Here is a 20,393-nt window from a genome sequence, read left to right on the forward strand (position 1 = left end):
AGGCTCGTCGTCCTTGCAGACTACGCGTTCCAGCGCGGCCTGATCCTGCAAGCGACAGCGCGCACGGCGGTCTCGAGTCTCTTCCTCGAGACGGTCGGGAGGCGTCAGGGATCGTCACCCGAAGGGCCGAGACACCGTAGGGGGCTCGGGGAGCAACAGCGACTAGTGCCCGGCCCAAGAGGGGACGCTTCTCAATTCGGCATAGTCGGGTTATTTCTGACGGCGCAAACGGCCATTCAGCGTGATTACAAATTTTGGTGGGTCTGTTTTTCGCCTGTCCTGGCGTAGATTTTCATCTGAGGTCGGATGGCCGACTGCCACCTAAGTAACGGAATCAGGCTAGCTGGACGGAACGGTAGCTGAAGTATGCTGAGGTTAGGTCTAGCACAATTTAGACCCACCCTACCTGCCTAGCAGGATTGAGCATCCCTCTGAGCCTCCGTACTTGTTGAGTACGAAGCTTTTGACCGGATGATCCTCATGTCCACAACCAGTACCCCCTCCAATGTCGTTCCCTTGCGGACGGAGGCCGAAGCCGAGTCTCCGTTCGATCAGTTGTGGGGAAGCGACGTTCGTCGGCATGGTTACACGGCCGTCCCGACCATGCTCGTGCGGGCGCAACACCGTCTGCAGCTCAAGCCCACCGCCTTCTGTGTCCTGATCCAGCTCATCGAGCACTGGCGCACGAGGGATCGTGTGCCGTATCCGACGAAGCAGCAGCTTGCCGATCGCATCGGCGTCAGCCAATCGACGATCCAGCAGACGATTCGGAAGCTGGAGAAGGCCGGTTTGGTCCAGCGCGTTCAGCACAAGACGGCCTCGGGCGATTGGGGGGCCAACACCTACCACCTGGACGGCTTGGTGAAGAAGCTGAAAGAGATCGAACCCGACTTCGCGAAGGAGAAGGAGGAGCGGGCAAAGGCCCGGAAGCGGGTGGAAGTGCCGAAGCGGCGCATCAAGCCGACCCCGTCGGTATGATTTCTCATCCAGCTTGAAAAGAAAGACCCCGGCCGCGTGCCAGAGGCAGAGACGGTACCGGGGCTTACATGATCCATATGAGTGAAGGTGGGGCTAAAATCAACCCCAGACGGCCATGACCACACATGTTGACCCTCCCCATCCCGGACTTGAAACCATTCTCTCGACGGCGCGGTTCGGAACGTATCTCGCATGGGCGGATGGCGATCGCGATCGCGCTGTTGCGCTTTACGCGCTGAACGCGGCTCTCTCCGAGAGCTTCTACACCTCGCTCCACATGCTTGAAGTGGCGTTCCGCAACCGGATCGACACCGTTCTGCGGGATGCGGCAGGGGAGAACTGGTTCGATCTCCCCGACTATCAACTCAATGCGCGTCAGCTGGAGATGTTGGGCAAGGCTCGTGAACAGCTTGCGGATGGACACAAGGACGAGAGCCACGACAGCCTTGTCGCAGCACTGACGTTTGGCTTTTGGACGGCGTTGGTGGGTCGCGAGTACGAGACCCTCTGGCAGAAGACACTTCATGCGATCGCAAAGCGCACCGATGGAAAGGGGCTTCGACGCAAGGACTTCTCGGGACCATTGGCGCCCATCCGCCTTTTGCGCAATCGTGTCGCGCATCACGAGCCGATCATCCATTGGAGCTTGCCACGCCATCAGGATGCGATCCTGGAGCTCACCGGTTGGCTGTCGCCCGCCGCAGCGGAGTGGAGCCGAGCCCACAGTCGCTTCCAGGATCTGTATCCAACGGAAGGGATCAAGCTCGCGAAACAAAGGGACGAGCCAGCGCAACCGTAAACCAAAACGTCTTACCTCACCCTATGTACGGCGCCTTACAGGCGGTTGAAGTGGAACGACGGGCAGATTTGAGGTGCTTTCGAAGAGCGCATCCACAAAAAGCGCGAGTGCAGGATCGTCGTCTCGTCTCCTGGAGGCTGCATCGATCACAATCTCAAGCACCCGCATAGCAGCTCGGACCAACTCCTCGTCCCTAGGGCTTTCTGCGGACTTCTCCCCATGCACCAAGCTGTTGCGGATGTGGCGAACAACGTCCATGAGTTCGGCCGCAGTGGTTGGCTCACGCTGCTCTTGCCAAGCCAGCATGCCGTCGTGAACGATCAGTTTGGACGGTGGATTGTCAAAAAGCGTGCGACAGGTACGGTCTGCGCGCACCACCGCCAGCATCCTTCCGCCATTGGCCCGATCGACGGCCGCGCCTAACTGCCTCCAAGACGCCATCGCATCGGTAGGCCTCGTCAGGTAGCCAGCCCGCTTCATGGCGTACTCGGATCTCTGAACGATCAGCGAAAAGCGCTCGCTAAAATGCGGCGGTTGAGCCCATTCGAGAAGGCGCTCAAACGTGGACTGGTGTGGTCTTCTCAAACTCCGCGTCCTCCAGTTGTCAGGATCGGGTTGCCAATCGTGCTGGGATGAAATGCCCTTCGACTCCGCATCTCAACGTTCCAAGCGAACTCGAAGTCTGCGAGCTCGCTCACGGAAAGCTGCCTCTCCACCTTCGAGAATGTTGCAGACGGCTCGGCGGATGTCCGCGTTCTCGAGACCGCCGGCTTTGTACGTAATCGGGGGCAAGCCGCCTGTTGGGTGAGGGCCGCAGTCCGCTACGATGATCTGATCTGCATCCGTGTTGATCACGAGGTTGGCGTTGTGTGTGACCATGATCACCTGGCGCTTCGCCTTGGCCTCAATGAAGAGGCCAACGAGCTCGTCGAAGACCGATTTCGGATCAAGGTTTTCTTCAGGTTGGTCGATGATGAGCGGACGATCGTCCGCGTCGTCCAGCGCGAGGTAGAGGAGGAGCAATACGATGCCGCGCGTACCTGGAGAGAGCTTGCGAATATCGATCCCGTCGTAGACGATCTCATAGCGGACCGAGATGTGATCGGTGTCAAAGAGCCAATGAGCGAACTGCTTCAACCAATTGCGGTACTCCGTCTGTTGGTCGGGAGCGTAGTGCGCGTGGCTGATGAAGTCTCGCGTATACTGCGAGATGAAGCTGGCCATTGCCGCTTGCACCTCTGCGGCTGTTCCGCTTTCCCACGCGGGTCGAAGGGTGATGTCCACCAAAGCAGTCAGCGCACCGCGTCCTTGGAATGGCCCTGCTTTGCGGCGATCGAGGAGCTTCTCCTCGGCTACGGCACCCCAGGCGTCGACGTTCACAACTCGGCGAACAGAGAAGCCGAGCTTGCGTAGCGTGCCGCTGGACTGCGCAAGTCGTGCCATCAGCGGTGCGTAGAGATCCGCAAGCGCTGTCTGCTCGTTGATGATAGCCTGAAAAACCCGGCCGTAAGTTTCGTTGCGCTCGACCTGCAAACTCGTACGACGGGCAGCAGCGCTTTGAGCGTCGGTCAGGCGCGCCTGCAATGTTTGCAGGGCGGTATTTTCCTGGGCAATACGCTGTGACAGCGCGGAATATTGGTTCCGTACGAGCTTGTCGGCACTGACCAAAGCCTCCAACCGTGAGACCTCCGCCTGAAGCGTATTGAGGGGCAGGGTGGCCAAGTCTGCCGTATCCGGAAACAAGGGGGTGTTCGGATCGATCACGGGATGGGGCATGCCGGTCAGGGCGGCGATCTGCTTGTCCGCCCATGCGATGTAGGTCGTCAGCCTCGCATCGACGTCTCCCTTGTAGATCAGCAGGAAATCGTCCCACTGCTGCTCGCTCATATGGCTTTGCTGATGCCGCTCCTGGGCTTGGCGCAACATCTCAGGAGCTCTGGTTGCCCGGGTGCTGGCGACCTCATCCTGCAGGGCCCCGAACGTGCGACGCTGATTGCTGAAACCCTGGATACGGTTGCGGACAGATTGGACGGCCAAACCAAGCTGCGCATGCCTTTGGGCTTGAGCTTCGGAGCCTTTGACGACGAGTTTAGCCAGATCCTCGCCGTAGCTTTTGATCAAAGCCGTCTTCTGCTCGACCTGCGCCGACAGACTGCTAACAGCGGCTTCCTTTTCTAGCTCGGTGGCAATTCGATCCGAAATGTCCGCGACAGCCTTTGCATCTCGCTCGCGTGCTTGCTGGAAACGAGCGGTGCGGAAGCTGCGTAGTTCCTCGAAGTCGATCGCGCCTTCCCGGTGGTCCTGGTCGTGCGCATCGTAGATCACGCGCTCGATCTCGCCGACAAGGCCGTCCGATACGCCATTTGCGGAGCACAGCTCTTCAACGAACTGCTGGGATAGGTAGCGGGCGCGCGGGAACGACAGGCGCCCATTCGCGTCACGGCCGTCGAGGAACCGCGTCACCGAGGCACCACCGCCCCACGTAAGCGTCGCGGACGCGTTGCCGAGCAGCTTCCGCGCGCGGACGAGAAACGAGGGGCTGATATTCGCGTTCGCGCGCCAGGCTTCGGGCGTAACCGCATCGCAGCCGGCGGCAATCATGTCGGCCAAGGCTGTTTTCCCGGAGCCCCTTGCACCAATGATGGCGACAAGTCCTGGGTTGAGGGGGATGTCGGAGGTTTTTGCCCAATCGCCGTCAGCGATCGTGACATGAGAAATCACCTGCGACGGCATCGCCGTGCGCGGTGGCTGCGTGCCGACATAAGCGCGGCCTTCGGGATCGATGCACGCTTGGCGAAGCGCATCGAATTCAAGACCACCCTTGATCCATGAGAAGCGCTCTTCATCAGGCTGTCCGACCGTCTTTTGGTCATGCGCGTCGCTACCATGCAGGCACGGCTTACAGTCATTATATCGCTCACGGAGCTGTTCGGGCGTGAGGTTTTTGCGTCCGGACCAAAACTCCCGCTGCGCTGGGCTGCTCGAGAAAACGATATGCGCGAACTTCTCGATCTCTTCCCGGATCGTCGTGTCGGCGGCTTGACGTAGGCCGGACGTGCCGTCGCCGGCAGCGCCCGCAACAGCGGTGAGGATGTTCGCCTTCGCCCAGTCGCTACTCTGCATCACCTGGCGAAGCTGATCGAAATGGACTTTGAACTGAGTAGCGCCGTGAGCGAGTGCTGCGTGATCGTCCTTGATGGTCGGATTAGCCTTCTTTCCAAGCGAGGTCAGGTCAGCCCGAGTGCAACTGAATGTATCGCCGTGAGCCTTGAACTGAAGGCGTTGAAGGATCCGCTGCAGTTCCGCGACGTGCTGAGGATCTTCAGGGCTGACGAGAAGATGCAGGTTGACGAAGCCGGTCTTGGCGGCAACGTCCAGACGCAGTTCGACATTGGGGAAGATGAGTTGGACGTTGGGCAAGCGGCCCGCTGCCTTGTGTTTCCGAACCTCCTCGTAGGTGTCGGTGAGATAGTAGTCTGTCACCGCCAACGCCTCGATGTTCGGCACGACGCTTTCAAGTTTGGCGAGGTAGGTTTCCCAAGGCGAACTGCTGCCAAACTGATTGTTGAGAATGGTGCCAGGTGCATGGATATGCGGTTCCCAGCGACGCCATTCAGACCCACGACCGACCATTTGTTTCCCACTGCTCGTTCTGCGCGGTCACCAATTGCGAAAGGAAGCTCTCGTGCTGACCCGCCTACTCCTACACGCGCGGCATCGACCCCTTGAGATGGTTTTGCCGCCTGAAAGACGTGACCCGTCTACGTCGATGCCCTATCCGTTCGACGATGCACCACAGTACGTTCAATTATCCGGCGATTGATTTTCACCTTCCATGATGACTGGGCACTGCTCAGTTTGCGCTTGAGCTTTGTGCTGTGGAGAAACGTATATTCCCGATCATAGAGAAAGCCGTTTTTCCGAGCATACTCGATCACCGCCTCGTTCGCGTTCGCGGATAAATCATCCCTAATCCGCTTTAGGCCATCGAACAGGTTGCCGGTATCGATCCCCAGAAACCTGTTGATGCAAACGTTGCCGACATAGGTCTCACGGTGGGTCAGGCGATTTCGGATATAGCAGTGCTCGAGGATCTGCTGCCCACAGGGACAATGATCGGGTTCGTCGCTGATCTCCACGAACCGGAGATCCCATTCGGAGCGAGCAGCGTTGAATCCTTGGGCCACAGATCGCGGTAGAATATGCGCTTTCAACCGCTCAAAATTATGCCCGTCCATGCGCCGTTCCTGAGGAGCTAAAAAGTGCAGTAAGGAAAGGAGAGCAGGACTTTCGCAGCGGCACAACCCAGGCGTATATCGTTGTCCAAGGTTTAGTCATCCACGGCTATGGGTGAAACCGAACCACAATGGCTCCGATCGACGTGAGACTGTGACTGAGCGAATTAAATGGCGGGTATTCAAGCTCACCGTTTGTCCGACACTACCTTATCCGCTTGCGTAGCAGGGCAATCTTGGGACGATAGCGGATGGACCGCTTCCGGACGTCCGCTTCTATCACGCCGATCGGCGATTTCGGGTGGAAAGCGGTCGGTCCGCTTGGGATCCGATCACACATCAGAGCGGACTTCCGCCACCGTCGGCGGCAAGTGACGATCGGACCTTCGACGCAACAGGAGCCCGACGGAGGCAAAGGCAACAACTGCCCCGCATCCGAGAAGCGCCGTGACCAGCAGACCGCCGTCGACGCCCATCCAGTCCCTCGCTAAGGCGAAGGCGAACGGCGCCGCCGAGCCGACGATCAGCCGAATGGACGTGACGCGCCCCTGCAACGCGCCGTACCCCTCGGGGCCGAAGAGCGCGAGCGGCAGGGTGCCCCCGACGATGCTGTAGAGGCCGTTCCCGAGGCCGAACAGGGCGGCGAAGACGGCGGCCCCGACGGGCGACGGCGCGGTGGCCGCCAGGAGGATCAGGGAGACGGGCAGAAGGGCGGCGGAGATCACCGCGAGCGCCAGCGGGGACAGGTCCCGCCCGAACACCATGAGCGTGAAGCGGCCCGCGACCTGCGCCGGCCCGAACACGGCGCTGACCATGACGCCCGCGAGCCCCAGCCCGAGCGCCGAGAGGATCGGCAGCATGTGCACCAGCACGGACGAGACCACGAGGCTCTGGAAGGCAAAGGCGACGCCCATCAGGAGGAACGCCCGGGAACGGAGATGCGGCGGCACGAGACCCGACGGAGGAACGGTGGAGACGAGAGCGTCCGCCCCGGCCGCCGGGAGCGGCCTGGCCTTCGGCCGGCGGGCCAGCCACAGGTGGATGGGCAGGCAGACCGCAAGGTTCATGGCCCCGAAGACGAGGTAGACCTCCCGCCACGACATCGTCCCGTGAAGCCACGTCGTCAGGGGCCAGAACAGGGTCGAGGCGAACCCTGCGATCAGGGTGAGGTAGAGGATGCTCTGTTGCGCAGTCCCCGGGTGCCGCTGGACCAGCAGGGGGAAGGCGGCCCCGTACTGGACGAAGGTGGACGCGACCTCGATCGCGACGAGCGCGAGGACGAAAGCGGGGGCTGCGGGAGCGAGGGCGGCGGCGACCAGCGCAACGGCGGCCGCGACGGACCCCACGGCCATGACCCGACCGGCGCCGAAGCGGTCGAGCCAGCGCCCCGTCCAAGGCGCGACCAGCCCGCCCGCGAGCAGCGCGGCCGACAGGGCACCGAACACCCACTCGGTCGGCCATCCAATGTCGCGCGCCATGGCTGGGGCGAGGATGCCGAAGCTGTAGTAGAGGGTGCCGTAGCCGACGATCTGGCTGACCCCGAGGGCGGCGATGTCCGCCCAGGCGCCGCGCGCGTCTCTCACGGGGACGGCACAAGCGGGAGCCACACCCAGAGGGCTACGAGCGTCGCCAGCAGCACGGGCGGGGTCAGGACGAGGCCGACCCGCATGTACTGGCCCCAGGTGATCCGCTGGCCCTTGCCCGCGAGGACGTGGAGCCACAGGAGGGTCGCGAGCGAGCCGATCGGCGTGAGCTTCGGGCCGAGGTCGTTCCCGACGACGTTGGCGTAGACCATGAGCTCGCGGGTCAGGGGCGCCACGTCCGCCCGGTCGATGGCGAGCGCCCCGACGAGCGTGGCGGGCATGTTGTTCATGACGGAGGCGAGCGCCGCCACGACGAAGCCCGTGCCGACGGTGGCGACGAACGTGCCCTGCTGGCCAAGCCAGATCAGGACCCTGGCGGCGATGTCGGTCAGCCCGGCGTTCCCCAGACCGTAGACGACGAGGTACATGCCGATCGAGAACAGGACGATCTGCCATGGCGCCCCGCGCAGGACCCTGGCCAAGTCAACCACCGCACCGCGTCCGCCGGAGAACCAGCGGCCGGCTACCGCCATGAGGACGAAAGCCGCGGCGCCGGTGACGAACGCGATCGGCACGCCGAGCGGCCCCGTCACGAAGTAGGCGACGAGCAGGAGTCCGAGGAGCGGGAATGCGGTCCGGAACACGGCCGGGTCGCGGACAGCATGGCCCGGCGCCTCCAGCTCGTCGACGCGGTAGGTGGCGGGCACGTCTCGGCGGAACCAAAGCCAGAGGACGAGCAGCGTCGCCGCCAGTGAAACGAGGTTCACCGGCACCATGACCGCGGCGTAGCGGCCGAAGGACACGTCGAAGAAGTTGGCTGTGACGATGTTGACGAGGTTCGACACCACGAGCGGCAGGCTGGTCGTGTCGGCGACGAACCCGCAGGCGACGACGAAGGCGAGCGCCCCCGCGGGTGCGAAGTCGAGGCGCAAGAGGATGGCGAGCACGATCGGCGTGAGGAGCAGCGCGGCCCCGTCGTTCGCGAAGACGGCGGCAATGGCCGCGCCGAGCAGGACGACGAGCGGGAACAGCCGCCGTCCGTTGCCCCCGCCCCAGCGGGCGACGTGGAGCGCGGCCCAGGCGAAGAACCCGGCCTCGTCGAGGATGAGCGAGATGGCGATCAGCGCGACGAAGGTGAAGGTCGCGTCCCAGACGATGTGCCAGACCGTCCCGACGTCGTCCCAGCCGACGACGCCGGTCGCCAGCGCGACCGCGGCGCCGGCGAGCGCCGACCATCCGATGCCGAGGCCCCGGGGCTGCCAGATGACGAGGACGAGGGTGGCGACGAAGATCGCGAGTGCGAGCATGGACGGTCCGGGGGAGAGAGGATCAGAGGGTGCGCTGGTTCACGCGCTCGGACAGCTTCTCCGCGCTCTCGACGCGCTCGGAGTAGCGGTCCGTCAGGTAGTCCGAGCGACCTCGCACGAGGTGGGTGAACTTTACCAGTTCCTCGCAGACGTCGACGACGCGGTTGTAGAGGGCCGACTGCTTCATGCGTCCCGCCTCGTTGAACTCGAGGAACGCCTTCGGCACCGACGACTGGTTCGGGATCGTCACCATGCGCATCCAGCGGCCGAGGATGCGCATCTGGTTCACGGCGTTGAAGGACTGCGAGCCGCCCGACACCTCCATGACGGCGAGCGTCTTGCCCTGCGTCGGACGCTTGGCGCCGAGGGCGAGGGGTATCCAGTCGATCTGCGCCTTCATGATCCCGGTCATGGCCCCGTGGCGCTCCGGGCTGACCCAGACCATGCCCTCGGACCAGTCGGCGAGGTCGCGCAGTTCCTTCACCTTCGGGTGGTCAGGTTCCGCCCCGTCGGGGAGAGGCAGGCCGCGGGGGTCGAACGTGCGCACCTCGCAGCCGAACCAGCGCAGCAGGCGACCGGCTTCCTCGGACAGAAGGCGGGAGTAGGACCGCACGCGGATCGAGCCGTAGAGGACGAGGATGCGCGGCGGGTGCGTCGGGGCGTCGGGGCCGGCGAGCGCGTCCCCGTCAATCGGGCGAAGCTGGTCGAGGTCCACGGAGGGCAGGTCGAGAGCGGCGGGGTCCGTCATCGTCCGGTCTCCTTCCGCCACAGGACGGCCGAGGCCGAACACAGGCCCATGGCCTGCCGGGTCGCCAGCACCGCGGCGGGAGCCTCCGTCCGTTCGACGCGGCGGAAGCCGAGCGCCGCGAGGAAGGTGCGTTCCCCTGTCGTGAAGGCGAACGCGTCAGCCGCGCCTTGCTCGCGGCTGCGCTCCATCAGGTCCGCCGTGATCGCGCCGCCGATGCCGCGCCCGCGGTGCTCGGGAACGACGGCGATGGACCGCAGGAGGACGGCGGCGCCGAGGTGTTCGAGGCCGCCGATCCCGACGAACTCGCCGCCCTCGTTGGCGTAGCGCAGGAACACCCGGCCGGGCTCCGCCACGTCCTCGGTCGGCAGCCCCGCCGCGGACAGGAGGCCGACGAGGCCGGACGGATCGTCGACGGCGGTCGCGACGAGCGCCGGGGTCATGTCCGGGTGCCTCCGACGGTCTCCCCGTCCTCCTTGGTGAAGGTGGCGACGGGGTTGTCGAGGAGCGGCAGCACCTTCTCGGACGGGCGGCAGAGCGCGGCGCCCCTGTCCGTCACCACGATCGGGCGGTTGATCAGGATCGGGTGCGCCATCATGGCGTCGAGGAGGGCGTCGTCGGACAGGGTCTCGTCCCCGAGGCCGAGTTCGGCGTAGGGCGTGCCCTTCTCGCGCAGGAGGTCGCGCGGGCGGATGCCCATGGCATCGATCAGTTCGACCAGCCGCTCGCGGCTCGGGGGAGCCTTCAGGTACTCGACGACCTCCGGCTCCTCGCCGGACTGGCGGATCATCTCCAGCGTGTTGCGCGACGTGCCGCAGGCGGGGTTGTGGTAGATCGTGACGGTCACGAGCAGGTCTCCTACGAGCATGACGGGGCAAGGAGGTCGGCGCCGAGGTTCCCGCAGATTTCCGGGTTCCCCGAACAGCAGTCCTCCGTCAGAAACGCGAGGAGCTGGCGCATGTCGTCGTAGCTCGCCGCGTAGAGGACGCGGCGCCCGTCGCGCCACGAGCGCAGGAGCTTGGCGCGCTCCAGTGTTGCGAGGTGGAAGCTCATCCGCGTCGGCGGGATGGACAGCGTCTCGGCGATCTCCCCGGACGGCATGCCGTTCGGGCCGGCGCAGACGAGCATCCGGAAGGCCGCGAGGCGGTCGGCGTGGGCAAGGGCGGACAGGGCGGCAACGGCTGAGTCGTCGTTCATCCCTACGATATTGCAAACATCGTTGTAATGTTCAAGCTACGGCGAAAAGTCCGGTTGGGGGGGATGGGTCAGTGCGTGTCGTGTAGGCACTCGCCGTGATCGCCGAGCACCTCGATCACCCGGCACTTGGCGACGGAGTGGTTCGAGCAGTCCGTCATCCGCGCGACCTCCGCGCGCAGCGCCGTCAGCCGAGCGATCTTGTGGTCGATGTCGGCAAGGTGGGCTGCCGCGATCCTGTCGGCGCTCTCGCAGGGGCGGTCCGGCTCCCCGGCCAGCGCCAGGAGTTCGCGGATCGGCTCGATCTCAAAGCCGAGTTCGCGGGCGTGGCGGATGAAACGGAGCCGACGCAGGTCGCCCGCGTCGTAGAGGCGTCGGTTGCCCTCAGTCCTTGGTGGGGCGGCCAGGAGGCCGATCTGTTCGTAGTAGCGGATCGTTGGCACCTTGATGCCGCTCGCCCGCGAGGCCTCGCCGATCGGAACGCCGTTCGTCATTTTTCCTCTTGCTCCTCTAGCCGCTAGAGGAAGTACGCCTCTCCCGAGACGCAAGCAAGGAGAGCGCCATGAGCGCCACGACGGGCGAGAGCCGCTTCCGGGTCACAGGCATGGACTGCGCCGCCTGCGGCAATAAGGTGGAGACGGCGATCCGACGGCTGCCGGGCGTGGAGGGCGTCACCGTCTCCGTGACCTCGGGCGCGGTGAAGGTCCGCCATGGCGAGGGTTTCGACGCCACCGCCGTGACGCGGCAGGTCCGGAACCTCGGCTACGGCGCCGAGGCGGCGAACGGGACGGCGACCGCGCCCGTCGCGGCCCCGACCGGACGGCACGACCATGGCGACCGCGACCATGCGGGACACACGCACGACGACCCGGCCGAGTCGGGCCTGCTCTGGTGGCGGACGAAGAAGGCGCGGCTGACGGCCGCCTGTGGCGCTGCTCTCCTCACGGCCTACGTCCTCGGCCACCTCTCGCCCGCGCTGGAACGTCCAGCGTTTCTCGCCGCGCTCGCCGTCGGCCTCGTTCCCGTCGCCTGGCGGGCGGTCACGGCCGCGCGGTTCGGCACCCCGTTCTCGATCGAGACGCTGATGTCGATCGCGGCCATCGGCGCCGTCTTCATCGGAGCAGAGGAGGAGGCGGCGACCGTCGTCCTCCTGTTCCTCGTCGGCGAGATGCTGGAGGGGTTGGCAGCCAGCCGTGCCCGGGCGAGCATCCAAGGCCTGTCCTCCCTCGTGCCGAAGACGGCGCTCCTTGAGCGGGACGGTGAGACGACCAAGGTGCCCGCGGAGAGCCTTGCCGTCGGCGCCACCATCCTCGTGCGCCCCGGCGACCGCATCCCGGCCGACGGCGCGGTCGTCGAGGGTTCTGGCGAGGTCGACGAGGCGCCCGTCACGGGCGAGAGCGTTCCGAAGCGCAAGGCGGTCGGCGATCTGGTGTTCGCTGGCACGGTCAACGCTGGCTCCGTCCTCAGGGTGCGCGTCACTGCGGCAGCCGCCGACAACACGATCGCGCGCGTCGTTCGCCTCGTGGAGGAGGCACAGGAATCGAAGTCGCCGACCGAGCGCTTCATCGACCGCTTCTCCAAGGTCTACACGCCCGCCGTCCTTGCGGTCGGCTTCCTCGTCGCCTTGGTGCCACCCCTTGCGTTCGGCGCGGACTGGAGCGAGTGGATCTACAAAGGCCTCGCCATCCTCCTGATCGGCTGCCCCTGCGCGCTCGTCATCTCGACGCCTGCCGCCATCGCGGCCGGCCTGTCGGCGGGCGCCCGGCGCGGCCTCCTGATGAAGGGCGGCGTTGTGCTGGAGACGCTTGGCAAGATCACCGCCGTCGCCTTCGACAAGACGGGCACGCTGACGGCGGGCAGGCCCGTCGTGACCGACGTCGTCGCGGTCGGTCGTCCGGCGCGGGACGTGCTGTCGCTCGCGGCCGCGCTGGAGAAGGGGTCGAACCATCCGCTGGCCTTGGCGATCCTTGACCGGGCGAAGACGGAAAAGGCACCGGTGCCTCCCGCCTTCGACAGCAACGCCGTCCCCGGAGAGGGTGTCGAGGGCAAGGTCGGCGGCGAACCCGTGTTCCTCGGATCTCCGCAGGCCGCCGGGCGCCACGCGCCTCTAGGCGACGAGCAGTCGGCCGCGATCGCCGCGCTGAACGCGGAAGGAAAGACCGTGTCCGTCGTGCTCGCGCGAGAAGAGGTCGCGGGCTACATCGCCATGCGCGACGAGGCGCGCCCGGACGCACGGGAAGCGCTCGCGGCCATGAAGGCCGACGGCATCCGCGCCGTCATGCTGACGGGCGACAATCAAACGACGGCCGAGGCCGTGGCGACCGGTCTCGGCATCGAGGCGCGGGCTGAACTCCTGCCGCAGAACAAGCAGCGCATCGTTCGCGAACTCCAGGCCGAAGGACTTATCGTTGCCAAGGTCGGCGACGGCATCAACGACGCCCCCGCGCTGGCGGCGGCCGATGTCGGCATCGCCATGGGCGGTGGCACCGACGTGGCGCTGGAGACGGCGGACGCGGCGGTGCTCCACGGCCGCGTGCGCGACGTGCCGGACATGATCGCTCTTTCCAAGGCGACCATGGGCAACATCCGGGCGAACATCGCGATCGCGCTCGGCCTGAAGGCGGTATTTCTCGTGACCACCGTCCTTGGCATTACGGGCCTCTGGCCGGCGATCCTCGCTGACACGGGCGCGACCGTCCTCGTGACCGCCAACGCCATGCGGCTCCTCGCCTGGAGGCCGCGGTGAGCGCCGCCATCGACCAGGTCCTGCGGTTCGGCTCGGCGATCGTTCTCGCCGTCACCGTGGCGTGCCTCTTGCTCGCCACCCGCCGGACGTCCAAGGAGATCGGCGGGCGGGCCTACGCCTACGCCTACGCCTACGCCTGATGTCCGCTTCCGGCGATACGAAACGAAGGCTCAAGGTCTCAGAAGGGTCGAAACTCGCCAGTCCGGCTCAGCGATATCGTCCATCAAACAAGTCACCGAGCGCACGCCGCATAAGGTAAGTGATGCGGCGTCTGGCCAGATGGTGCGGAGGACGGTCGTGAATGAGGTTACAGCGTTGGCAGAGGGCAGCGAGATTGGTGCCCGCGTTATCTGCGAGGTCATGGTTAAGGTGAGCTCACGCCAAACGCACCATTGTCCAGCGATGACCGAAACCATCGGGAAGTTCCGCCGGCACAGATCGGTTGGTGCGGACGCTCTTCCCGCGCCTGTCGCGCCATTGCCCTCGCGACTCGTCGAACCAACGACCATCAGCCAGAACGCACACAAGCCGCCCATCCGGACGCCCTCAGGACTCGCACGCGCCTTTAGCGCGGCGGAAGCGGATCGACGCGGAGAGTTACCGCCAGTCTATGGGATAAATGCCTTGGAGCTTCGGTTCGATTGGCATGGCGGGCAGGGGTCCGGTTGCTAACGTTCTGGCAGGCGAGCATCGCGACAATCGTAACCTTCACTCAACCTTTCTGCTGATGCCGCCCTAATGCTCGGTAGAGCGTTGCGCGGTCCACCTTCAGCCTTTCGGCGATCTCGCCCATGGTGAGATCGGGATCCTTCATCAGTCGACGCGCAGTGTCGATCGCATCGGCATCGAGTTTGGGTCTGCGTCCCCCCAGCCGCCCGCGGGCGCGCGCGGCCGACAGGCCCGCCTTGGTTCGCTCCCGAATGAGGTTGCGCTCCATCTCGGCAAAGACCGCCCCGATCTGGAGCATGGCACGCCCGAGTGCGGTGGACGGGTCGATGCCGTCCTGCAGCGACTGGAGCTTAATGTCGTCACGCTCGAACTGCTCGAGGAGACCGACAAGCTGATGAGTGGTTCGCCCCAAACGATCGAGCCGCCAGATGACGAGGGTGTCGCCGGAGCGCAAATGGGAAAGAGCGAGGTCGAGACCGGGACGACTGACACGCGAACCGGATACCTTATCCTCGAAAATGCGAGAGCATCCGGCAGCGCGCAGTGCGTCACGTTGCAAATCGAGACGTTGATCGTCGGTGGATACGCGAGCGTAACCAAATTTTGTCGTAGAACTCATGATCAATCATCGCAAAGCGACGATGATTATGCAACACAGATATGCGGCATGCCCAACGCCGAGTATACAGTACTTCATCGAATGCCTGAACGGATGTCGCAGAAACGACCGTTTCTGCGACACTTTCGGCGTAGGCTTCGAAACACTGAGCGCGCGTAAGAGCCCCTCAAAGGATGCCGTAACTTGCACCGGTGGAGGCGGCGTTACGGCGAAGTGGCGGCAGAAACGCACTGACGCATCTGATCGATGGTCTTGGACATTTCGTCGTCTTTTGCCCTAGCCTAACTTCCAACCCTTCACCGCCGAGAACACTGCCGGAATGACGACGAGCGTTAGGACCGTCGACGAGACCATCCCGCCGATCATGGGAACGGCAATCCTCTGCATCAGCTCGGAGCCCGCCCCGTTGCTCCACAGGATCGGGAGGAGGCCCGCCATGATCGCGACCACCGTCATCATCTTCGGCCTCACCCGCTCCACCGCCCCGATCATGATGGCCTCCCGCAGCGCCCCGCGGTCGAACGGCCTGCCTTCGGCCACGCGCCGCTGCCGGACCTCCTCCACGGCGTGCTGGAGGTAGATCAGCATGATCACGCCCGTCTCCGCCGCGACGCCCGACAGGGCGATGAAGCCGACCGCCACCGCGACGGACATGTCGAAATCGAGCCACCACATCAGCCACACGCCGCCGACCACCGCGAACGGCAGGGACAGCATGACGATGAGCGTCTCCGTCATCGACCGGAAGTTCAGGTAGAGGAGGAGGAAGATCAGGAGCAGCGTGACGGGCACGACGACCCTCAGCTTCGCCTCGGCGCGCTGGAGGTACTCGTACTGCCCGCTCCAGGCGACGTGGTAGCCGGGCGAGAACGTCACCTCCCGTGCCACCGCCTCCCGCGCCTCGGCGACGTAGCCGCCGAGGTCACGGCCCGCGATGTCGACGAAGACGTAGATCGCGAGCTGCCCGCTCTCCGTCCGGATCGAGGTCGCGCCCCTCGTCAGTTCGACCTTCGCGACCTCGCCGAGCGGGACCGTCCCGCCGCCGGGAAGCGCGACCTGCACGTCCCTCGCGACGGCGTCGGGGTCTGACCTCAGGTCCCGCGGGTAGCGCACCACGACGGCGTACCGCTCCCGTCCCTCGACGGTCGTCGTCACCGTCTCCGCACCGAGCGCCATGCCGATCGTCTCCTGGACGTCGCGGACGGACAGCCCGTACCGGCCGAGGGCCTCGCGGTCCGGCACGATGTCGAGGAAGTAGCCCCCGACCACCCGTTCCGCGTATGCGCTCGACGTTCCCGGCACGCCCTTGAGGACCCGCTCGATGTCCTTGGCGACCGCCTCCATGCCCGCGAGGTCGGTGCCAAACACCTTCACCCCGACGGGCGTGCGGATGCCTGTCGAGAGCATGTCGATGCGGGCACGGATCGGCATCGTCCAGGCGTTCGACACGCCGGGAAACTGAAGCGCCTTGTCCATCTCCTGTTTGAGGCTGTCGAGCGTGACGCCCGGCCGCCACTCCTCCTCCGGCTTCAGGTTGATCAGCGTCTCGAACATCTCCGTCGGCGCCGGGTCCGTCGCGCTGAGGGCGCGCCCGGCCTTGCCGTAGACCGAGGCAACCTCCGGGAACGACTTGATGATGCGGTCCTGAGTCTGGAGGAGCTCGGCGGCCTTGGTCACCGACAGGCCGGGCAGCGTCGTCGGCATGTACATCAGCGTTCCCTCGTTGAGGTTCGGCATGAACTCCGAGCCGATCTGGCGAGCCGGCCAGACCGTCACGCCGAGCGCGACCAGGGCGAGGAGGATGGTCAGGGTCTTCGCCCGCAGGACGCCGCCGATGACCGGGCGGTAGGCCCGGATCAGGAAGCGGTTCACGGGGTTGCGGTGCTCGGGCACGATGCGCCCGCGCACGAAGACGACCATCAGCGCCGGGACGAGCGTCACCGACAGGAAGGCGGCCGCCGCCATGGCGAACGTCTTGGTGAAGGCGAGCGGCCCGAACAGGCGGCCCTCCTGCGACTCCAGCGTGAAGATCGGCAGGAAGGAGACGGTGATCACGAGGAGGCTGAAGAACAGGGCGGGACCGACCTCGCTAGCGGCCTCGACGAGGATCTCGACCCTCGGCTTGCCGGGCGGTGCCCGCTCGAGGTGCTTGTGGGCGTTCTCGATCATCACGATCGCGGCGTCGATCATCGCGCCGACCGCGATGGCGATGCCGCCCAGACTCATGATGTTGGAGCCCAGCCCCGCCAGCTTCATCGCGCCGAAGGCCATCAGGATGCCGACGGGCAGCATGAGGATGGCGACGAGCGCGCTCCTGAGGTGGAGGAGGAACACCACGCAGACGAGCGCGACGATGAGGCTCTCCTCGAGGAGGGTCCCCTTCAGGGTCTCGATGGCGCGGCCGATGAGCTGCGAGCGGTCGTAGACGGGAACGATCTGCGTCCCCGCGGGCAGGCTCGGCAGGATGGCGGAGAGCTTCGCCTTCACGTCCTCGATCACGTCGAGGGCGTTGGAGCCAAAGCGCTGCATGACGATGCCGCTCGCGACCTCGCCCTCGCCGTCCAGTTCCGTGATGCCGCGGCGCTCGTCGGCGGTCGTCTCCACCCTCGCGACGTCCGAGAGCCGCAGGGGCACGCCGCCGGGACTCATGAGGACGACGCTTTCGATGTCCTGCGTGCCGCGCAGGTAGCCCCGCCCTCGCACCATGTACTCGAACTCGGACATCTCCACCGTCCGGCCGCCGACGTCCATGTTGCTGGCGCCGACCGCCTCCTTCAGCATGTCGAGCGTCACACCCTGGCTGCGCATGCGGTTCGGGTCGACGACGATGGAATACTGCTTCACGAAGCCGCCGACGCTCGCGACCTCCGCCACCCCGTCCGCGTCGGAGGCGGCGAAGCGCACGACCCAGTCTTGGAGGGACCGGAGCTCGGCGAGCGTCCGGTCCTTGGCCACCACCGCGTACTGGTAGACCCAGCCGACGCCCGTCGCGTCGGGCCCGAGCGTCGGGGTCACGCCGGGCGGGAGCCGGCGTCCGGCCGCGTTCAGGAACTCGAGCACGCGGCTGCGGGCGAAGTAGGGGTCGGTGCCGTCCTCGAACACGACGTAGACGAACGACACCCCGAAGAACGAGAAGCCGCGCACGACCTTGGACTTCGGCACCGTCAGCATCGCCGTCGTCAGGGGGTAGGTGACCTGGTCCTCGACGACCTGCGGGGCCTGGCCGGGATATTCTGTGTAGACGATGACCTGCACGTCGGAGAGGTCGGGGATCGCGTCAAGCGGCAGCGTCATCAGGGCGTGGACGCCTCCCGCCACGGCGAACAGCGTGCCGACGAGGACGAGGACAAGGTTCCTCGCCGACCAGGCGATGACGCGGGCGATCATGGTTTCGCCTCCGCCGTCGGGACAAGTGCCTGCCCCTGCGCGCCGAGGGCCGACAGAGCCGCCCGGATGTTGCTTTCCGCGTCGATCAGGAAGTTCGCCCCCGTCACCACCCGGTCGCCCTCGCGGACGCCCGCTGCGATCTCCGTCAGGTCCGTCCCTCGGACGCCCACCGTGACGGGTCGCGGCTCGAAGCGACCCTCGCCCCGGTCGAGGATGACGACCTGGCTCGATCCCGTGTCGACGACGGCGTCGTTTGGGACGGCGACCACAGCCTCGCCGGCCCCGGTGTCGATCCCGACGTCGGCGTACATGTCGGGAAGGAGGAGGCCTTCCGGGTTGTCCACCCCGACGCGCACCTTCACCGTCCGCGTCTCGGGCGAGACCTGCGGGTAGACGAGGTCGACCCGGCCCTCGAACGTCCGACCCGGCAGGCCGCGGAACGTGGCCCGCGCGGCGGCGCCGAGCCGCAGGTTTCCGACCTCGCGCTCGGGCACGTCGGCGACGACCCAAACCCGCGAGACATCTCCGAGGCGGAAAAGGACGTTCCCCGCTTCTGTCATCATGCCGTCGACGGCCGACCGCTCGAGGACGATGCCGTCGCGCGGGGCCGTCCAGGTCATAGATGTCGGGACCTTGCCCGTCCTCTCGATCCCGCGGATCTCCTCCTTCGGGACGCCGAGGTTGCGAAGCTTCAGGCCGGCGCCGCCCGACCCCGCGGCGCCGCCGCTCCTCAGCTCGATCACGTACTGCGCGCCGGCAGCGGCCACCTCCGGCGAGTAGAGGCGCACCAGCGGCTGCCCCTTCCTGACGGACGAACCCGTGGTGACGTCGGAGACCTCCTCGACGAAGGCATCCGTCCGCGTCGTCACGACGGAGACCATGCGCTCGTCGAGCCTCACGACGCCCGGCACGCGCAGGGGTCGGCCGACGACCCGGCGGGACACCTGCTCCGACCGGACGCCCGTCCTCTGGAGGCGGCCAGGCGTGATCGCGACGACGCCGGCCTCCTCCTCCGGACCGTCGTAGACCGGGATGTAGTCCATCCCCATGGAGTCCTTCTTCGGCACGGGCGAGGTGTCGGGAAGGCCCATCGGGTTGCGGTAGTAGAGGATCCGCTTGGCCGGGGCCGCGTCGCTCCGCTGCGGCGCCCCGCCTGCGGATGCGTCCGGTCCGGCGCTTGCCGTCATGGCGCCCGGTGCCGCCCCATCGTCGCGGACGGGCACGAAGTCGCGCCCGTCCGCCGTCTTCCGCGGCCCGGCCGAGTAGGTCGGCTTGCCGTCGGGATCGCGCCAGTAGAGGACGCGCTCCGGCGATGCCGCGCCGACGGGCGCCGCGGTGGGCATCCCCGCCGCCTCCGCGCGTTCGGCCGCGACCGGCGGCGTCCCCGACAGGCCGAGCGCCTCCCCGAGCCGGGCGGCCGTCAGCCCGGCCTGTCCCGCCCGGTAGCCTCCTGTCCCCGCCGCGACGGCGACGAGGGCGAGGCCGACGATGGCCGTCCGCATCACTCGGCCGCCTGGAGGACGACTTCGTCCCTGAGGGTGCCTTCCTCGCCCTGGACCTTCGCCCCGAGGGAGATGCGCCAGCCGCCGTCCATGACGAGGGCGACCCTGAAGCGGTAGACGCCGGGCTCGTCCGAGGGGAGCGCCTCGATGGGCGTCGTCATGGTCTCCATGCCGTCCGGCGCCATGTCGGCGCGGGTCTCGAAGACGACGGCGTCGGGAACGGTCTTTCCCGTCCTCCGGTCGACGAGGCGCACGGCCACGACGGCGTCCTTCCCCGATTTCACCTTCGCGTCGACGAGCTGGAACTCGTAGTCGGTCATCGCCGCGATGGCGGAGGTCCCGGCGCCGAGCGACAGGAGGGTCGCGACGGCCGCCGCGGCGACACGCATACTGGTCTTCTTCATGTGTCCAATTCCCGATCGATCCCCGTCCGCGGCGCTGCCTGCGGCGGGATGGCGAAACGCCATGCGTCAGCATCGGCACGGATCGCTCCGCACCGCTCGAACGGCGCCACGGCGCCGACCGGTCGATCAGGTTCTGGGAGGTCGGGGCGGCGGCGCGCGGGCGAGCGAGACAAGCCTGCGGACGCCCGGCGGGCCGAACAACGGCTCAGACGTCCGGGGCGACCC

The 20,393-nt window shown here is 66.1% G+C and carries 18 protein-coding genes; 5 read left to right on the forward strand and 13 right to left on the reverse strand.

Features of this window, described 5'->3' with window-relative positions; genetic code table 11:
* The first annotated feature begins 480 nt into the window (after positions 1-480).
* The 3 genes from AUL28_RS20910 to AUL28_RS22880 all read left to right on the forward strand — a co-directional run bounded on the left by AUL28_RS20910 (position 481) and on the right by AUL28_RS22880 (position 2,200).
* Positions 481-978 carry a helix-turn-helix domain-containing protein gene (locus AUL28_RS20910; protein WP_192843508.1) on the forward strand — a complete coding sequence of 166 codons (498 nt, stop codon included), beginning with the start codon at positions 481-483 and terminating at the stop codon, positions 976-978.
* A gap of 115 nt (positions 979-1,093) precedes the next feature.
* Complete coding sequence (locus AUL28_RS20915; protein WP_062236680.1) at positions 1,094-1,777, forward strand: Abi family protein; 684 nt, start codon at positions 1,094-1,096, stop codon at positions 1,775-1,777.
* 219 nt (positions 1,778-1,996) lie between these two features.
* Entirely contained in the window at positions 1,997-2,200 is a 204-nt protein-coding gene (locus tag AUL28_RS22880; protein ID WP_156420117.1) for a hypothetical protein, read from the forward strand.
* A 234-nt stretch (positions 2,201-2,434) separates the two neighbouring features.
* Here AUL28_RS22880 and AUL28_RS20925 read toward each other — a convergent pair whose 3' ends face one another.
* The 9 genes from AUL28_RS20925 to AUL28_RS20965 all read right to left on the reverse strand — a co-directional run bounded on the left by AUL28_RS20925 (position 2,435) and on the right by AUL28_RS20965 (position 11,335).
* Positions 2,435-5,410, reverse strand: a complete 2,976-nt coding sequence (locus tag AUL28_RS20925; protein WP_062236684.1) for a TrlF family AAA-like ATPase — start codon at positions 5,408-5,410, stop codon at positions 2,435-2,437.
* A gap of 128 nt (positions 5,411-5,538) precedes the next feature.
* Positions 5,539-6,015 (reverse strand): hypothetical protein, encoded by a 477-nt coding sequence (locus AUL28_RS20930; RefSeq protein ID WP_062236686.1) that lies wholly within the window; start codon positions 6,013-6,015, stop codon positions 5,539-5,541.
* 329 nt (positions 6,016-6,344) lie between these two features.
* Positions 6,345-7,619, reverse strand: a complete 1,275-nt coding sequence (arsK, locus tag AUL28_RS20935) for an arsenite efflux MFS transporter ArsK (protein ID WP_062236689.1) — start codon at positions 7,617-7,619, stop codon at positions 6,345-6,347.
* A complete protein-coding gene (locus tag AUL28_RS20940) occupies positions 7,592-8,902 on the reverse strand; it encodes an arsenic transporter (RefSeq protein ID WP_062236692.1) in 1,311 nt (436 codons plus the stop codon). The genes arsK and AUL28_RS20940 overlap by 28 nt, the downstream gene beginning before the upstream one ends.
* Positions 8,903-8,924: 22 nt before the next feature.
* Positions 8,925-9,650, reverse strand: a complete 726-nt coding sequence (arsH, locus tag AUL28_RS20945; RefSeq protein ID WP_062236696.1) for an arsenical resistance protein ArsH — start codon at positions 9,648-9,650, stop codon at positions 8,925-8,927.
* The gene (locus AUL28_RS20950; RefSeq protein WP_082640615.1) at positions 9,647-10,090 is read right to left on the reverse strand and encodes a GNAT family N-acetyltransferase; all 444 of its coding nucleotides are present in this window, start codon (positions 10,088-10,090) and stop codon (positions 9,647-9,649) included. Before AUL28_RS20950 ends, arsH begins: the two co-directional genes overlap by 4 nt.
* Positions 10,087-10,494, reverse strand: coding sequence for an arsenate reductase (glutaredoxin) (gene arsC / locus AUL28_RS20955; protein WP_062236848.1), 408 nt, complete (start codon positions 10,492-10,494; stop codon positions 10,087-10,089). The genes AUL28_RS20950 and arsC overlap by 4 nt, the downstream gene beginning before the upstream one ends.
* A gap of 11 nt (positions 10,495-10,505) precedes the next feature.
* The gene (locus AUL28_RS20960; RefSeq protein WP_062236699.1) at positions 10,506-10,844 is read right to left on the reverse strand and encodes an ArsR/SmtB family transcription factor; all 339 of its coding nucleotides are present in this window, start codon (positions 10,842-10,844) and stop codon (positions 10,506-10,508) included.
* 68 nt (positions 10,845-10,912) lie between these two features.
* Positions 10,913-11,335 carry a MerR family transcriptional regulator gene (locus AUL28_RS20965; protein WP_062236702.1) on the reverse strand — a complete coding sequence of 141 codons (423 nt, stop codon included), beginning with the start codon at positions 11,333-11,335 and terminating at the stop codon, positions 10,913-10,915.
* Positions 11,336-11,403: 68 nt separating this feature from the next.
* Between AUL28_RS20965 and AUL28_RS20970 the strand changes: the two genes are divergently transcribed.
* Both AUL28_RS20970 and AUL28_RS22885 read left to right on the forward strand, forming a co-directional pair.
* A complete protein-coding gene (locus AUL28_RS20970) occupies positions 11,404-13,587 on the forward strand; it encodes a heavy metal translocating P-type ATPase (RefSeq protein WP_062236705.1) in 2,184 nt (727 codons plus the stop codon).
* Positions 13,584-13,727, forward strand: coding sequence for a hypothetical protein (locus tag AUL28_RS22885; RefSeq protein ID WP_156420118.1), 144 nt, complete (start codon positions 13,584-13,586; stop codon positions 13,725-13,727). The genes AUL28_RS20970 and AUL28_RS22885 overlap by 4 nt, the downstream gene beginning before the upstream one ends.
* 572 nt (positions 13,728-14,299) lie before the next feature.
* On the opposite strand, the gene AUL28_RS20975 is transcribed toward AUL28_RS22885, so the two are convergent.
* The 4 genes from AUL28_RS20975 to AUL28_RS20990 all read right to left on the reverse strand — a co-directional run bounded on the left by AUL28_RS20975 (position 14,300) and on the right by AUL28_RS20990 (position 20,168).
* A complete protein-coding gene (locus AUL28_RS20975) occupies positions 14,300-14,875 on the reverse strand; it encodes a recombinase family protein (protein ID WP_062236708.1) in 576 nt (191 codons plus the stop codon).
* 276 nt (positions 14,876-15,151) lie between these two features.
* On the reverse strand, positions 15,152-18,262 hold the full coding sequence (locus AUL28_RS20980) for an efflux RND transporter permease subunit (RefSeq protein ID WP_062236711.1): 3,111 nt from the start codon (positions 18,260-18,262) through the stop codon (positions 15,152-15,154).
* Positions 18,259-19,764, reverse strand: coding sequence for an efflux RND transporter periplasmic adaptor subunit (locus AUL28_RS20985; protein ID WP_306302771.1), 1,506 nt, complete (start codon positions 19,762-19,764; stop codon positions 18,259-18,261). The genes AUL28_RS20980 and AUL28_RS20985 overlap by 4 nt, the downstream gene beginning before the upstream one ends.
* A complete protein-coding gene (locus tag AUL28_RS20990; RefSeq protein WP_062236715.1) occupies positions 19,764-20,168 on the reverse strand; it encodes a FixH family protein in 405 nt (134 codons plus the stop codon). Before AUL28_RS20990 ends, AUL28_RS20985 begins: the two co-directional genes overlap by 1 nt.
* Positions 20,169-20,393 lie beyond the last annotated feature (225 nt).

Origin of the sequence: Aureimonas sp. N4 (assembly GCF_001463925.1) — a bacterium.
Taxonomy (GTDB): Bacteria; Pseudomonadota; Alphaproteobacteria; order Rhizobiales; family Rhizobiaceae; genus Aureimonas; species Aureimonas ureilytica_A.